Here is a 15,420-nt window from a genome sequence, read left to right as displayed (position 1 = left end):
GTCCAAGCACACCTGCTCGAACTCCTCGGCATCGACGAAACCCGGCCCCGCTGGCTGGAGACCTAAAACCCCATGTGCGAAGTCACCGACTAGGTGTTCTGTCCACGAAGGTTGGCCGCCGCATTTCGCGTAGCTTCCGGAGCCGGCCGACCCCGGATCTCTCTCACTGCCTGTCGTCCGTGCGGAAATCGCGGACGCGTGGACGCTCTACCACGAAGCGGAGTTCGGCCGGCTGATGGAGCTGCTGCCGGGCATCATCGCGGACGCACGTCTGACGGCTGCTGTGGGCGCTGACGACGAGCGCGCAGCCGGTCAGGCAGCGTTGGGGAAGGCGCTGCAACTGGGCGGACACCTGGCGATCCGCATGGGGAAAACTGACCTGGCGCTGTCCAGTCTGGAGCGGACCATAGCCGCAGCAGACGCCTCGTCGGATCCCTTGCTCGCCCCGATGATCTCCAACTCCGTCGCATGGGCGTACCAGCGTCAGAACCGACTTGACGACGCTACCAACCTTGCGATCTACGCAGCCGACGGTGTGGAGCGCAACCACGCAACCGACGCATCGGGCGTCCGGGTGTGGGGCGGGCTACTGATGTCCGCTGCGACGAGCTACACCCGGAGCGGTGACTACGACCGCGCGGACGAGATGATTGAGGACGTCCGAGAAGGCTGCGGAGCGCCGAGAAAATAGAACACTTGTTCCCATGATCGTTTTTTTTCCCCTTCGTCCCGGCCCGGATTTTGAGCGGCGTGCCGGAGGTGATTGGCTCAGCACACCCCCGAACAACCGAGTGCTGGAGGAACAGCCATGGCGCAGGTCGAGGCCACGACAGAGCGGATCATCGCGGCGGACGCGGAGACGGTGTTCGACGCGCTGGCCGATTACCAGGAGGTCCGGGGCAAGGTCCTGCCCGGCCACTTCAGCGAGTACGAGATCCGCGAGGGCGGTGACGGCGAAGGTACCCTCGTCCACTGGAAGCTCCAGGCCACCAGCAAGCGGGTCCGCGACTGCCTGCTCGACGTGACCGAGCCGACCGACGGGCAGCTCGTCGAGAAGGACCGCAACTCGTCGATGGTCACCACGTGGACCGTCACCCCGGCCGGTGAGGGCCGGTCCAAGGCCGTCGTCTCGACCGTCTGGAACGGCGCGGGCGGCATCGGTGGATTCTTCGAGAGGACCTTTGCGCCCAAGGGTCTTGGACGCATCTACGACGAGCTGCTGCAGAACCTCGCGACCGAGGTCGAGAAGTAGCCTCACGTATCGCTGACCGGCCTCACCGGTTCGGGTGGTTTTCCCGGCCGGTCGGTTGTGCGCCGTAGTGGCTCCCACCGGGGGATAAGCCCCCCGAGTGCGCCGTCAGCGCCCCCCGTCGCGTTTGCCCTCCCTTGTCGCGCAATGCGAGAAATGGGCGGCGCAGATGCGACGAGGGGAGCGGCACGTGGCGGGTGGAATCACTCTGGTGAAGGACGAGCCGGACGGTGCGGAGGGCGACGTCGAGGCAGCGATCGCGGATCCGCACGGTGTTCAGACCGCCGCCCTGCCCGGTGCGGAGACTCCGCCCTCGCCGCCACCGGGTTCCGGCGCTGCGGAGATCAGCCCCCGCCGGCTTCGGCTGGTCTTCCTCGGGCTGATGCTCACCCTGCTGCTCGCGGCGCTCGACCAGATGATTGTCGCCACCGCGCTGCCGAAGATCGTCGGTGAGCTGCACGGCCTGGAGAAGATGTCCTGGGCCGTTACCGCCTATCTCCTCGCCTCCACCATCGGGCTGCCGATCTACGGCAAGCTCGGCGATCTCTTCGGCCGCAAGGGCGTCTTCCAGTTCGCCATCGTCGTCTTCGTCGTCGGCTCCGCGCTGGCCGGCTGGTCCCGGACCATGGACGAGCTGATCGCCTTCCGCGCCGTCCAGGGCATCGGCGGCGGCGGGCTCATGATCGGGGTCCAGGCGATCATCGCGGACGTCGTACCGCCCCGCGAGCGCGGCCGTTTCATGGGGCTGATCGGCGCCGCCTTCGGTCTCGCGTCCGTCGCAGGACCGCTGCTCGGCGGCTTCTTCACCGACCACGCGTCCTGGCGCTGGTGCTTCTACATCAACGTCCCGTTCGGACTGGTCACGCTGGCCGTCATCACCGTCGTACTGAAACTTCCCAAACCCGACGTCCGGCCCCGGCTCGATGTGCTCGGCGCGCTGCTGCTGGCCGCCGCCTCCACCTGCGTGGTGCTGCTGACCAGTTGGGGCGGTACGGAGTACGCCTGGGGCTCGCGCACCATCCTCGGGCTGGCCGCCGGGGCCGCCGGAACGACTCTGCTCTTCCTGGCCGTCGAGCGCCGTGCGCCCGAACCCGTGATCCCGCTGAGGCTGTTCCGCGACTCGATCTTCAACGTGACCGCGCTCGTCGGCGCGGTCGTCGGCGTTGCCCTGTTCGGCGCCGCCAGCTATCTGCCGACGTTCCTGCAGATGGTCGACGGCGCCACCGCCACCGAATCCGGGCTGCTGATGCTCCCGATGATGGGCGGCATCGTCGGCGCGTCCGTCGTCTCCGGCCAGCTGATCTCCCGTACCGGCCGCTACCGCGTTTACCCGATCCTCGGCAGTGCGATCTCGGTCGTCGGCATGTGGCTGCTCTCCCGTCTCGAAACCGACACCCCACGCCTCGAATACAGCATCGCGCAGGCCGTCCTCGGCATCGGGATCGGCCTGATCATGCCGGTGCTCGTCCTTGCCGTGCAGAACTCCGTACCACCCGCCGACCTCGGCACCGCCACCAGCGCGAACAACTACTTCCGGCAGATCGGCGGCAGCGTCGGCGCCGCCGTCTTCGGGACGCTCTTCGCAGGCCGTCTCGCCGACGCCCTTGCCGTCCGCCTCCCGTCCGGCGCCGACCTCCCCGACCCCGAGTCGCTCACCCCGCAGCTGGTCCACGCCATGGAGCCGGCCCTCCGCGACAGCTACATCCAGGCGTACGCCGACGCGATGCCGCGGATCTTCCTCTACCTCGTGCCGGTGCTCGCACTCGGCCTCGTCATCGCCTTCTTCCTCAAGGAGAAACCGCTGGTGTCCCACCACAGCCCCGAATCCGCAGCCGCCGAGTCCGCCACCCCCATCCCCGCCGCCCGCACCACCCACGCCCCTCCACCGCCCGTCTACCTTTCGGGCGTCCCGGTGTGCGGCTGCGTCCAGCACCCCGACGGTACGAAGGTCCCACGCGCCGCCCTCACCCTGATCGACATCCAGGGGAAGCAGGTCGGCCGCGGCGCGAGCGGCGACGACGGGCGGTACGCGCTGAGCGTGCCCGGCTCCGGTTCGTACGTCCTCATCGCGGCGGCCGGAGGGCACCAGCCACAGGCCGTCAGCGTCACCGTCGGCGAGCGGCCCGTCGAGCTCGACGTGGTGCTCGGCGGTGCGGGCCGGCTGGCCGGGACCGTCGTCACGGCCGACGGGATTCCGGTGCGGGACGCCGCCGTCACGCTCACCGATGTGCGCGGCGAGGTCGTCGCGTCCACCCGCAGCGGCCGTGAAGGCGGCTATGTGATCTCGGAGTTGGTGGCCGGCGAATACACCCTCGCCGCCAGCGCCCCCGCCTTCCGGCCCGCCGCGCTGCCGGTCAGTGTGCAAGCGGCCAGGGAGACCCGGCAGGACATCGAACTGGCCGGCGGCGCGGTGCTGCGCGGCGTCGTACGGGCGAGCGGCGGACGGCCCGTCGAGGACGCCCGGGTCACGCTCCTGGACGCGGCGGGCAATGTCGTCGACACCCTGACGACCGGGCCCGACGGGGCGTTCCGCTTCGTGGACCTGTCGACCGGCGAGTACACCGTCATCGCGGCGGGGTACCCGCCGGTGGCCACTGTCCTCCAGGTCGCGGGCGGCGGACGCACCGAACGTGACCTGCAACTCGGTCACGAGGACTGACGCCGCGTTGTGCGCGGTGGCGCGCGGGCGCGCCACCTCCGGCTGGTCGACGGGGACGCGGCGGAGGGCTCGTCACCACCGTGTGACCCGGGGGACCACCGCGTGACCCACGGACGGGCCACGGCGTGCCGGGTGCGGCCCGGGCACGGGATCCGGGCCGTTGGAGGTCTGGCACCGGGGCCCCCGCGCCGACCGGCCGTCCGACTGACCCCGCAGTGGACTGGACCTCTCGACCTGACAACACCTCTGGCCTGGGACGCCGCCACCGCGTACGGTGTTGCCGCATGAAGATCTCCCTTCGCGAACGGCCGCTTCGGGAGCCTGCCGGGCGTTCCTACGGAGCCGAGGCCGGCAACCGCTGTCACGGCCGGAACGCATGCCTGCTGACCTGCGAGAGGACCGATACACCGTGAAGATCCTCATCAGCGCGGACATGGAAGGCGCCACGGGCGTGACCTGGCCGGCCGATGTGCTGCCCGGGACGCCGCAGTGGGAGCGCTGCCGATCGATGTTCACCTCCGATGTGAACGCGGCGGCCCTCGGCTTCTACGACGGGGGCGCCGACGAGGTGCTGATCAACGAGGCCCACTGGTCCATGCGCAACCTGCTGCTGGAGCGGCTCGACGAGCGGGTCCAGATGCTCACCGGGAAGCACAAGTCCCTCAGCATGGTGGAGGGCATCCAGCACGGTGACGTCGACGCGATCGCCTTCGTCGGCTACCACACGGGAGCCGGTACGGAGGGCGTGCTCGCCCACACATACCTGGCCAACTCCATCACCGGCGTCTGGCTGAACGGGGTCCGCGCCAGCGAGGGACTGCTCAACGCGCATGTCGTCGCGGAGTACGGCGTGCCCGTCGTCCTCGTCACCGGCGACGACCTGACCTGCGTGGACGCCGACGGATACGCCCCCGCCGCCCGCAAGGTCGCGGTGAAGGACTACGTGTCGCGGTACGCCGCGGTGTGCCGGACCCCCGCTCGTACCGCGGCCGATATCCGTGCGGCGGCCAAGGAGGCCACCGCGCTCGCCGGGCGCCTCGAACCGGTGCGGGGCGGCCCGTTCACGGTGGAGCTGGAGTTCGACGCCGAGCATCTGGCCGCAGCGGCCACCGTTGTCCCCGGCGTGGTGCCCAGTGGCGAGCGGCGCGTCGCCTACACCAGCGCGACGATGTACGAAGGTATTCGCACGTTCAAGGCGGTGACGACGATCGCGTCGTCCGCCGTGGAGGAGCAGTATGGCTGAGGCGACCACCCCCCAGGATTCCGTCGACGACCTGGCCCTCGACGAGTCGGTGACGTTCACGTCCGAACTGATCCGGATCGATACGACCAACCGGGGCGGCGGCGACTGCCGGGAGCGCCCGGCCGCCGAGTATGTCGCCGAACGGCTGGCCGCGGCCGGACTGGAAGCGCAGCTCCTCGAACGCACCCCGGGCCGCACCAACGTGGTCGCCAGGATCGAGGGCACCGACCCGTCCGCCGACGCGCTTCTTGTCCACGGGCATCTCGACGTCGTGCCCGCCGAGGCCGACGACTGGACCGTGCACCCCTTCTCCGGGGAGGTCCGCGACGGTGTCGTCTGGGGCCGCGGCGCCATCGACATGAAGAACATGGACGCGATGGTCCTTGCCGTCGTCCGGGCCTGGGCCCGGGCCGGTATCCGGCCCCGCCGGGACATCGTGATCGCGTACACCGCCGACGAGGAGGCCAGCGCGGAGGACGGCTCCGGCTTCCTCGCCGACCGACACCCCGAACTCTTCGAAGGGTGCACGGAGGGCATCAGTGAATCCGGCGCCTTCACCTTCCACGCCGGACCGGGGATGCCGCTCTACCCCATCGCCGCGGGCGAGCGCGGGACCGGATGGCTGAAGCTCACCGCCCACGGCAAGGCCGGGCACGGCTCGAAGGTCAACAGGGCGAACGCGGTCACCGCACTCGCCGCGGCCGTCGCCCGGATCGGCACGCACGAATGGCCGGTACGGCTCACCCCGACCGTACGCGCCGCCCTCACCGAGATCGCCGCCCTGCACGGCATCCGCGCCGATGTCGACGCCCCCGGGTTCGACGTGGACGAACTGCTCGGAAAGCTCGGACCGGCCGCGGCCCTGGTCGAGCCGACCGTCAGGAACAGCTCCAACCCGACGATGCTCGAAGCCGGGTACAAGGTCAATGTGATCCCCGGCCGTGCCCTCGCCTACATCGACGGCCGGATGGTGCCCGGTGGCGAGGACGAGTTCCACGCCACCCTGGACCGGCTGACCGGACCGGGCGTCGACTGGGAGTTCCACCACCGCGAGGTCGCTCTGCAGGCGCCGGTCGACTCACCGACGTACGCGAAGCTGCGCGCCGCCGTCGAACGCTTCGATCCGGACGGCCATGTCGTGCCGTACTGCATGTCGGGCGGCACGGACGCCAAGCAGTTCTCCCGGCTCGGCATCACCGGCTACGGTTTCTCACCGCTGAAGCTCCCGGTCGGCTTCGACTACCAGGCGCTCTTCCACGGCGTCGACGAACGCGTGCCCGTCGAGGCACTGCACTTCGGCGTCCGCGTACTCGACCACTATCTGCGCACGGCCTGACCCGCACGGGGGGATTGAACATGATGTCCACAGGGGCCTACGGAACATGGCCGTCTCCGGTCGACGCACGGCTGGCCGCCTCGCACGACGGCCGCCCGGAGTACGTCGGCGCGGTCGGCGACGAAGTGTGGTGGACGGAGCCGCGCCCGGCCGAGGCGGGCCGCCGCGCCCTGGTCCGCCGCCGGGCGGACGGGACCACCGAATCCGTGCTGCCCGTTCCGTGGAACGTACGCAGCCGCGTCATCGAGTACGGCGGACTGCCCTGGGCCGGGGCCGGGCGCGCCGACGCCGGACCGCTGATCGTCTTCGTGAACTTCACCGACCAGCGGCTGTACGCGTACGCGCCCGACGGGCCCGACGAACCATGGCCGCTCACCCCGGTCTCGGCCGTCGGCGGCGGACTGCGCTGGGTCGACCCGCAGCTGCACCTCGACCGGGGCGAGCGGGGCGAAGTGTGGTGCGTCCTGGAGGAGTTCACCGGCGAGTCGCCCACCGATGTGCGCCGGGTGATCGCCGCCGTACCGCTGGACGGATCGGCGGCCGACAACCGCGGCGCGGTACGCGAACTCTCCGACGGCCGGCACCGCTTCGTGACCGGGCCGAAGCTGTCGCCCGACGGGCGGCGCGTCGCGTGGATCGCCTGGGACCATCCGCGGATGCCGTGGGACGGCACCGAGGTGATGCTCGCCGACGTCACCGACGACGGCACGTTCTGCAGCGCCTGGAGCTTCGGCGGCGGACCCGGGGAATCGGTACCGCAGATCGAATGGACCACCGACGGACAACTCCTCTTCGCGAGCGACCGCAGCGGCTGGTGGAACCTGTACCGCGCCGATCCGCACCGGGGCGCGGTGGCGCTCTGCACACGGGAGCAGGAGTTCGCCGGGCCGCTCTGGAAGATCGGGCTCAGCTGGTTCCGCCCGCTGGAGAACGGACTGATCGCCACCATCCACGGCAAGGGCACCACCACCCTCGGCATCCTCGACCCGGAGACCGGCGAACTCGCCGACACCGCCGGGCCCTGGACCGAGTGGGCCGAGACGCTCGCCGTTCACGGCAGCCGGGTCGTCGGCGTCGCCGCGGGTCCGCAGAGCGCGTACGAGGTGGTGGAGCTGGACACCGCGACGGGCCGTACCCGGATCATCGGCGCGCAGCACCGCGACGCGGTCGACCCCGCCTACTACCCCGCACCGCAGAACCGCACCTTCACCGGGCCCGAAGGCCGTGACATCCACGCCCACATCTATCCGCCCCGCAACCCCGAACGGGAGGGGCACGAAGGCGAGTTGCCGCCCTATGTCGTGTGGGCGCACGGTGGTCCCACCGGGCATGCCGCGCTCGTCCTCGACCTGGAGATCGCCTACTTCACCTCGCGCGGCATCGGCGTCGCCGAGGTCAACTACGGCGGCTCCACCGGTTACGGCAGGGCCTACCGCAACAGGCTGCGCGAACAATGGGGCATCGTCGACGTGGAGGACTGCGCCGCCGTCGCCCGGGCGCTGGCAGCCGAGGGCACGGCCGACCCGGACCGGCTCGCCATCCGTGGCGGCAGCGCCGGCGGCTGGACCACCGCCGCGTCGCTGACCAGCACCGACGTCTACGCCTGCGGCACCGTCATCTATCCGATCCTCGACCTGACCGGCTGGGGCACCGACGAGACCCATGACTTCGAGTCGCAGTATCTGGAGTCCCTGATCGGCCCGCTCGCCGAGGTCCCGGACCGCTACCGCGTGCGGTCGCCGATCAACCGCACCGACCGGCTGACCACCCCGTTCCTGCTGCTCCAGGGGCTGGACGACGTGATCTGCCCACCGGTCCAGTGCGAGCGGTTCCTGACCGCCATCGAAGGGCGCGGCATCCCGCACGCGTATCTCACGTTCGAGGGGGAGAGCCATGGATTCCGGCGTGCCGACACCATGATCGCCGCACTGGAGGCCGAACTCTCCCTCTACGCCCAGACCTTCGGCATCGACCGCCCCGACGTACCACAACTGGAGCTGAAGAAGTGACGCTGACTCCTCTGACCCGCGCCGCCCGCCTGCGACCGGGTGCCAGGGTCGCCGTCGTGTCACCCAGCGGACCGGTGCCGGGCGACCGCCTCGAGACGGGTCTGGACGTGCTGCGCGACTGGGGCCTGGAGCCCGTCGAGATGCCCCATGTCCGTGATGTACACCAGGAGTTGGGCTATCTCGCCGGTACGGACGAGGCGCGCGCCCGCGACCTTGAACAGGCCTGGTGCGACCCGTCTTTCGACGCGGTGCTGTGCGCCCGCGGCGGATACGGGGCGCACCGCATGGTCGACCTGGTCGACTGGGCGGCGATGCGCGCGGCCGGGCCCAAGGTGTTCGTCGGCTACAGCGACATCACCGTGCTGCACGAGGCGTTCGCCCAGCGCATGGGGCTCTCGACGCTGCACGGACCGATGGTCGCCACGGAGACCTTCCTCAAGGACCCGGACACCCAGGAGTCGCTGCGGGCCACCCTGTTCGAGCCGGAATCGGTACGGACCCTGGGCCTTCGCACGGCCGGGGTGCTGGTGCCCGGCCGGGGCAGCGGCATCACGTACGGCGGCTGTGTGAGCCTGCTCGCCGCCGACATCGGCACCCCGCAGGCCCGGACGTCCGCCCGCGGCGGGCTGCTGATGATCGAGGACACGACGGAGGATCCGTACCGCCTCGACCGCATCTTCACTCAACTGCTGCGGGCCGGGGCGCTGTCCGGGATATCCGGGGTCGCCTGCGGTTCCTGGCAGGGCTGCGAACCGTACGAGGAGGTGCGTGCGGTCCTGGCCGACCGGCTCGGCGGGCTGGGCGTGCCCGTCGTCGAGGAGCTGGGATTCGGCCACGGCCCGACGGCGCTGACGATTCCGCTCGGCGTGCCCGCGGTGCTGGACGCGCCGGAGGACGGCGGTCCGGGCACGCTCACGGTCGAGGTGCCCGCGCTGATCAACGGGTGAACCGACCCGGAGCGGACCGTCACCTGTACGGCCGTACGCCACCGCCCCCCGGGTGCGGGATGGGGGCATCCTGGAGTCGGGGGGCGGTGGCGTATCAGGACCAGGGAAGGGGCCCAGCCATGAGCCCGAAGGATGTATCGAGCGGTGGCAGGGGCAGCGTCGGACCGTTCTCACCGTCCCGCATCGTTGTCCTCGTCATCGCGGTCCTGTCGATCGTCTTCATCGCCGAGAACACCGGCGAGGTCACCATCCGTCTGCTGATCCCGCTGGTGACGCTGCCCCTGTACGTGGTGCTGCTCGCGATGTTCGCGGCCGGCATGGTGTGCGGCGGCTATCTGTTCCGCCGCCGTCCCAAGTGAGCCCGGCACGCCGTCTACGCTGTCCGGATGTCTGACAACGTCTACTTGGCCGAGGGCTCGCGCGTAGGGATCCGCCCCTTCACCCCCGCGGACGCCGAGGAGTTCACCAGCCGGGTCAAGGAGAGCGGCGGCCTGCACCGCTCGTGGCTGTTCCCGCCCGACGATGCGCGTGCGTACGCCGCTTACGCGGGCCGGCTGATCGAGGACCCCACAAAGGCGGGCTTCCTCGTCTGCGAACGCACAGCCGTCGACGGCGACGGTGCCGGGAGCGGTCCCCTCGCCGGCTTCATCAACATCAACAACATCGTCGGCGGTGCGTTCCGCTGCGGCGCCCTGGGATACGGGGCGTTCGCCCACGCCTCGGGGCGCGGCCTGATGGGCGAAGGGCTCGATCTGGTGCTGCGGTACGCCTTCGGACCGCTCGGCCTGCACCGTCTGGAGGCGAACATTCAGCCCGGCAACAAGGGGTCGATCGCCCTCGTGCGCCGGGCCGGATTCCGGCTCGAAGGCTTCTCGCCGGATTTCCTCTTCATCGACGGGGCGTGGCGGGACCACGAACGGTGGGCGATCACGGCGGAGATGCTCGCCCCGGGCCTTTGATCCGAAAGAAAGGCCTGGGCCCTGTCGTCCCTGATCCGCCGGTACTCGCAGCTCACCGCCGGTCGCACCGTCCCACTTGGGCCTGGCCCCTGTCCGGCGGCCGCGAGGAGTGGGACCGCCTCGCCCGCGAGCACACCGGCGGCGGACGCCGGGAACACCCCTGAACTCTCCCCGCACACGGGACCGCCCCGGTCGCACGTGCGACCGGGGCGGAACGTTCACCGCGGGCTGCGCGGCGACCGGGGACTGCCGTGGGCTAGCCCAGGGAGGCGATGGCCTCGTTGAACGTCGCCGACGGGCGCATGACGGCCGACGCCTTGGCGGCGTCCGGACGGTAGTAGCCGCCGATGTCGACCGGCGAGCCCTGCACCGCGATGAGCTCGTCGACGATCGTCTGCTCCTGCTCGGTCAGCGTCTTGGCGAGACCGGCAAACGCCTCCGCGAGCTGCGCGTCGGCGGTCTGCTTCGCCAGCTCCTGGGCCCAGTACATCGCCAGGTAGAAGTGGCTGCCGCGGTTGTCGATGCCACCCAGCTTGCGGCTCGGCGACTTGTCCTCGTTGAGGAAGGTGCCGGTGGCGCGGTCGAGGGTGTCGGCGAGCACCTGGGCGCGCGCGTTGCCCGTCGTCTGCGCCAGGTGCTCGAAGCTGACCGCGAGCGCGAGGAACTCACCCAGGCTGTCCCAGCGCAGGTAGTTCTCCTTGACCAGCTGCTGGACGTGCTTGGGAGCGGAGCCACCGGCGCCGGTCTCGAACAGGCCGCCGCCGTTCATCAGCGGGACAACCGAGAGCATCTTGGCGCTCGTGCCGAGCTCCAGGATCGGGAACAGGTCGGTCAGGTAGTCACGCAGCACGTTGCCGGTGACCGAGATGGTGTCCTCGCCCCGGCGGATGCGCTCCAGCGAGAACGCGGTCGCCTCGACCGGCGACAGGATCTCGATCTGCAGACCCTCGGTGTCGTGGTCGGCGAGGTACGTCCTGACCTTGGCGATGAGCGTCGCGTCGTGCGCGCGGCCCTCGTCGAGCCAGAACACGGCCGGGGTGCCGGACGCGCGGGCGCGGGTGACGGCGAGCTTGACCCAGTCCTGGATCGGCAGGTCCTTGGTCTGGCACATGCGGAAGATGTCACCGGCGGCGACCGTCTGCTCCAGCACCACGTTGCCGGAACCGTCGACGACGCGGACCGTGCCCGGGGCGGCGATCTCGAAGGTCTTGTCGTGGCTGCCGTACTCCTCGGCCTTCTGCGCCATCAGACCGACGTTCGGCACCGAGCCCATCGTCGACGGGTCGAACGCGCCGTGCGCCCGGCAGTCGTCGATGACGGCCTGGTAGACGCCCGAATAGCTGCTGTCCGGCAGGACGGCCAGGGTGTCGGCCTCCTTGCCGTCCGGGCCCCACATGTGGCCGGAGGTGCGGATCATGGCCGGCATGGACGCGTCGACGATGACATCGCTCGGCACGTGCAGGTTGGTGATGCCGCGGTCGGAGTCGACCATCGCCAGGGCGGGACCCTCGGCGAGTTCGGCCTCGAAGGACGCCTTGATCTCGGCGCCCAGGTGCGGCACGCCGTCCAGGCCGTTCAGGATCGTGCCGAGGCCGTCGTTGGGCGACAGACCGGCGGCGGTCAGCGCCTGGCCGTACTTCGCGAACGTCTTCGGGAAGAAGGCGCGCACCACGTGGCCGAAGACGATCGGGTCGGAGACCTTCATCATCGTGGCCTTCAGGTGCACGGAGAAGAGCACACCCTCGGCCTTGGCGCGGGCGATCTGCGCCTCGAGGAACTCGCGCAGGGCCGCCGCCCGCATCATGGACGCGTCGACGACCTCGCCCGCGAGCACGGGTACCGACTCGCGCAGGACAGTGGTGGTGCCGTCGTCACCGGCGAGCTCGATCCGCAGGGAGCCGGGCTCGGCAATGACGGCGGACTTCTCGGTGGAGCAGAAGTCGTCGGCGTTCATCGTCGCGACGTTCGTCTTCGAGTCAGCCGTCCAGGCGCCCATGCGGTGCGGGTGCGTCTTGGCGTAGTTCTTCACCGACGCGGGGGCGCGGCGATCGGAGTTGCCCTCGCGCAGGACCGGGTTGACCGCGCTGCCCTTGATCTTGTCGTAGCGCGCGCGGACGTCCTTCTCCTCGTCCGTCTGCGGGTCGTCCGGGTAGTCCGGCAGCGCGTAGCCCTGCTGCTGCAGCTCGGCGATGGCCGCCTTCAGCTGCGGGATCGACGCCGAGACGTTCGGCAGCTTGATGATGTTCGCGCTGGGCGTCCTGGCCAGCTCGCCGAGCTCGGCGAGAGCGTCATCGATGCGCTGGTTCTCGTCGAGGTGCTCCGGGAAGCTGGCAATAATCCGCCCCGCCAGGGAGATGTCGCGGTTCTCCACGGTGACCCCGGCCGTCGAGGCGTACGCCTCGATCACAGGCAAGAACGAATACGTCGCCAGGGCCGGGGCCTCGTCGGTGTGCGTATAGATGATGGTCGAGTCAGTCACCGGGTGCTCCGCTCCACGTCTGCAACATTGCTTGATATCAAGATATCCCGTGACCGCCGCCTGTTCGACAGGGCCCTGCCGACCGGGCGGCGGTCCATGAAGATCATCTGTGGGCGGATCCGGGCAGTGGCCCGACCGTCAGAGCGCCCACACTCCCTTGGCGAGCGTGGTGATCCCACCGCCCAGTGCGAGCAGCAGGACGAGCAGTCGGGCCCGCTTCTCCGGCACCCGATCGGTGAGCGCCTTCCCGATCAGGGCGCCCGCCGCCAGGCCGACGGTGATCAGGAGCCAGAGGGGAGTGCTGAGCTGCGGAACGCCATTGGCGGCGACGGAGAATGCGTTCACCACCACCCCGTAGAACTGGGCGTTCGGCACGAATTCCCGCACTGTCCAACCCGCAGGAACTCATCCATGGGTCCGAACGTATCCAGCCTTCCGCGAAAGCACTGGTGCCCCGGAGACCGCCGGGACACCAGTGAATCGGGCGCGGGCGGGACGAGCGCCCGCCACGCGTCCTGTCAGTCGTCGATCGCCGCCCCGTACAGCGCGTCACGGGACGGACCGCCGAAAGCGCTCGCCCCGTAGTTCCACGAACCGGAGGTCGTCACGCCGCCGGTGCCCGCGGAGAAGACCCAGACGTAGCCGTCGTTCGTATTCTCGCCGGGCGCCGAGACGAGCAGACCGAAGCGTCCGTCGTCGTTGGGGTCGGTGAAGGAGACCTGGCCGCCGAACTTGTCGCCCTTCTCCACCGTGCCCGGGACCTTCGCGGTGCCCTGTGTCACCGACAGCGCGCCGGTGGCGGTCAGCCCCCGGGCCGAGCCGCGCAGCACCGTGAAGGCGCCCGCGTCCGCGACGCTGCCGACGTCCTCGCCGGAGATGCCGACCGCCAGGTCCGCGAATCCGTCCTTGTTCGTGTCGCCGATGGAGAGGTCGGTACCGAAGCCGTCGCCCCGTTCGTTCGATCCCGGTACGCCGGGAGAGTTCTGGGTCCACCAGACGGGCGGGGTGCCAGGGCCCTTCTGACCCGCGGGGCCGGTCGCGCTGCCGTAGTAGACACCGACCAGACCGCCGGTCATGCTCGCGCCGCCGTCGTCCGGGCTGTGCGGCTCGCCGGTGGCCAGGTCGTCGTATCCGTCGCCGTTGATGTCGCCGGAGGCGACGACCGGGCCGCCGCGTACCGCGGTGACCGGCAGCGGCTCGTCGTTGGAGGCGGTGCCGGGGAGGATGTACGACCAGCCGTGCCCCGGCTCGTCACCGACGCTGGTTCCGGAGACGACCAGGTCGGCGTAGCCGTTGTTGTCGTAGTCGCCGGTCGTCATCGACGCGGGCCGGATGCCCGGCGCCTCGGCGGCGGCGGACCCGGTGCGCGCCTTCTTCGACGGCGAGGAGAGCGTCGTACGCGACTTCTGTACGGGCTGCCGCGTCTGCGGGCCGACACTCTTCGTGCTGGGCTCGGTGGCCGGCTCGAACTGGTACGTGGTCAGTCCGACCGAGTCCATGACCGCCAGCAGATCGCCCGGGGTGGTGTCGGAGAACCGGGCCGCGGCGAGAGAGGCGCCGAACTTGCCGCCCGCGGTGGGCTCTTCGGCCTGCAGCCAGTTGCTCACCGACCCGCTGAGCCCCTTCGGTGTGCCCCACAGGACGACGACGCCGCCCGCGTTGGAGACAGTGCCGATGTCCTCGCCGGGGATGCCGACGACCGCGTCGTCGTAGCCGTCGCTGTCCAGGTCGCCGGTGGCCAGGGTCTTGCCGAAGCCGTCGCCGGCCTCGGCGGCGCCGGCCACACCCGAGGTGTTCTGGCTGAAGGCCCTGACGTTGGAGGTGCCCATGCCCTTGGGTCCGCCGTACTGCACGGTGACCATTCCCGCGCCCTTGTGCCCGCCGACGGCCGCCCCGGGAGCGCCGACGAGCACGTCGTCGTAGCCGTCGCCGTTGAAGTCGGTGTTGCGGTCGTTCGCGTGGGTGCCGCCGGGAGTCCCGGCGTACGCGGACGGGGCGGCGGCGATGGCCGCCCCCGTCACGAGGAGAAACGATGCCGCGGCAACGGCGGCCGAGCGGTGCTTGCGCATGAGCGGCTCCTTGGCTCACGAAGGGCCGGGCTTGCTCGGGGGGCGCGGGGGGTAGCCGGAAAGGGCCCGTTCCTTGTCCGGCGTCGTGTTTGACAGCGCATGGGGCACAAGGGTTGTACGCAGAATGTGCCCAGATTTCCGAGGAAGATCCCGATGCCGCGGTCCGGGGGTCGCATGTTCGCAGTGACCCTGGGTGCCGCGTCTCGTGTTGACCCAGGTAGCCGCCCCGCGGTTCCGGGGCCGGCGGGGCGATGGCCTTCTGACCGGCGTGGTCCCGGGATGCGGGTGCGGTGCGTCAGCGTGAGGATCGGAGTACGGGCGGTGGCCCGGTAGCGTCCCGGCCCTGAGAGCCTGTCGGGTGACCTTCGATCGGAAAGCGGACGCGGTCTGGTGCGTGCGATTCCAAGGCGCCGGAAGGTCCTCGGATGGGGTCTCCCCTGCGCGAACGAAGCTGAGAGCTTGGGGAAGGA

The 15,420-nt window shown here is 70.3% G+C and carries 11 protein-coding genes and 1 pseudogene; 9 read left to right on the top strand and 3 right to left on the bottom strand.

Annotated elements, in window-relative coordinates:
• Nucleotides 1-235 precede the first annotated feature (235 nt).
• From ACWD6R_RS36610 to ACWD6R_RS36570, 9 genes are all read left to right on the top strand, one after another.
• Nucleotides 236-691, top strand: coding sequence for a hypothetical protein (locus ACWD6R_RS36610; RefSeq protein ID WP_451822698.1), 456 nt, complete (start codon nt 236-238; stop codon nt 689-691).
• A 117-nt stretch (nt 692-808) separates the two neighbouring features.
• The gene (locus tag ACWD6R_RS36605) at nt 809-1,252 is read left to right on the top strand and encodes an SRPBCC family protein (protein WP_451822697.1); all 444 of its coding nucleotides are present in this window, start codon (nt 809-811) and stop codon (nt 1,250-1,252) included.
• Between the two features lie 187 nt (nt 1,253-1,439).
• Entirely contained in the window at nt 1,440-3,908 is a 2,469-nt protein-coding gene (locus ACWD6R_RS36600; RefSeq protein WP_451822696.1) for an MFS transporter, read from the top strand.
• Between the two features lie 409 nt (nt 3,909-4,317).
• Nucleotides 4,318-5,151, top strand: coding sequence for a M55 family metallopeptidase (locus ACWD6R_RS36595; protein ID WP_451822695.1), 834 nt, complete (start codon nt 4,318-4,320; stop codon nt 5,149-5,151).
• Entirely contained in the window at nt 5,144-6,487 is a 1,344-nt protein-coding gene (locus ACWD6R_RS36590; RefSeq protein WP_451822694.1) for a M20/M25/M40 family metallo-hydrolase, read from the top strand. The genes ACWD6R_RS36595 and ACWD6R_RS36590 overlap by 8 nt, the downstream gene beginning before the upstream one ends.
• A 20-nt stretch (nt 6,488-6,507) precedes the next feature.
• Nucleotides 6,508-8,496 (top strand): prolyl oligopeptidase family serine peptidase, encoded by a 1,989-nt coding sequence (locus ACWD6R_RS36585; protein ID WP_451822693.1) that lies wholly within the window; start codon nt 6,508-6,510, stop codon nt 8,494-8,496.
• Nucleotides 8,493-9,443, top strand: a complete 951-nt coding sequence (locus ACWD6R_RS36580; protein ID WP_451822692.1) for a S66 peptidase family protein — start codon at nt 8,493-8,495, stop codon at nt 9,441-9,443. Before ACWD6R_RS36585 ends, ACWD6R_RS36580 begins: the two co-directional genes overlap by 4 nt.
• 119 nt (nt 9,444-9,562) lie before the next feature.
• Nucleotides 9,563-9,802, top strand: coding sequence for a lipopolysaccharide assembly protein LapA domain-containing protein (locus ACWD6R_RS36575; protein WP_451822691.1), 240 nt, complete (start codon nt 9,563-9,565; stop codon nt 9,800-9,802).
• A 27-nt stretch (nt 9,803-9,829) separates the two neighbouring features.
• Nucleotides 9,830-10,402: a GNAT family N-acetyltransferase gene (locus tag ACWD6R_RS36570; RefSeq protein WP_451822690.1), complete on the top strand. Its 573-nt coding sequence runs from the start codon at nt 9,830-9,832 to the stop codon at nt 10,400-10,402.
• Between the two features lie 256 nt (nt 10,403-10,658).
• On the opposite strand, the gene ACWD6R_RS36565 is transcribed toward ACWD6R_RS36570, so the two are convergent.
• The 3 genes and pseudogenes from ACWD6R_RS36565 to ACWD6R_RS36555 form a co-directional block, all read right to left on the bottom strand.
• On the bottom strand, nt 10,659-12,881 hold the full coding sequence (locus tag ACWD6R_RS36565; RefSeq protein WP_451822689.1) for an NADP-dependent isocitrate dehydrogenase: 2,223 nt from the start codon (nt 12,879-12,881) through the stop codon (nt 10,659-10,661).
• Nucleotides 12,882-13,019: 138 nt separating this feature from the next.
• A pseudogene (locus tag ACWD6R_RS36560) lies at nt 13,020-13,286 on the bottom strand (sulfite exporter TauE/SafE family protein); the annotation flags it as partial.
• Nucleotides 13,287-13,399: 113 nt separating this feature from the next.
• Nucleotides 13,400-14,950 carry an esterase gene (locus ACWD6R_RS36555; protein WP_451822688.1) on the bottom strand — a complete coding sequence of 517 codons (1,551 nt, stop codon included), beginning with the start codon at nt 14,948-14,950 and terminating at the stop codon, nt 13,400-13,402.
• Nucleotides 14,951-15,420 lie beyond the last annotated feature (470 nt).

The organism is Streptomyces sp. NPDC005151, from assembly GCF_053599875.1.
The sequence above is the reverse complement of the archived record's forward strand: the minus strand, read 5'-3'. Positions and strand labels throughout refer to the sequence as shown.

Excerpts from the sequence above, each read along its gene's own strand:
- ACWD6R_RS36610 (WP_451822698.1), top strand. The coding sequence starts at position 236 with ATGGAGCTGCTGCCGGGCATCATCGCGGACGCACGTCTGACGGCTGCT.
- ACWD6R_RS36605 (WP_451822697.1), top strand. The coding sequence starts at position 809 with ATGGCGCAGGTCGAGGCCACGACAGAGCGGATCATCGCGGCGGACGCG.
- ACWD6R_RS36590 (WP_451822694.1), top strand. The coding sequence starts at position 5,144 with ATGGCTGAGGCGACCACCCCCCAGGATTCCGTCGACGACCTGGCCCTC.
- ACWD6R_RS36585 (WP_451822693.1), top strand. The coding sequence starts at position 6,508 with ATGATGTCCACAGGGGCCTACGGAACATGGCCGTCTCCGGTCGACGCA.
- ACWD6R_RS36575 (WP_451822691.1), top strand. The coding sequence starts at position 9,563 with ATGAGCCCGAAGGATGTATCGAGCGGTGGCAGGGGCAGCGTCGGACCG.
- ACWD6R_RS36570 (WP_451822690.1), top strand. The coding sequence starts at position 9,830 with ATGTCTGACAACGTCTACTTGGCCGAGGGCTCGCGCGTAGGGATCCGC.
- ACWD6R_RS36555 (WP_451822688.1), bottom strand. The coding sequence starts at position 14,950 with ATGCGCAAGCACCGCTCGGCCGCCGTTGCCGCGGCATCGTTTCTCCTC.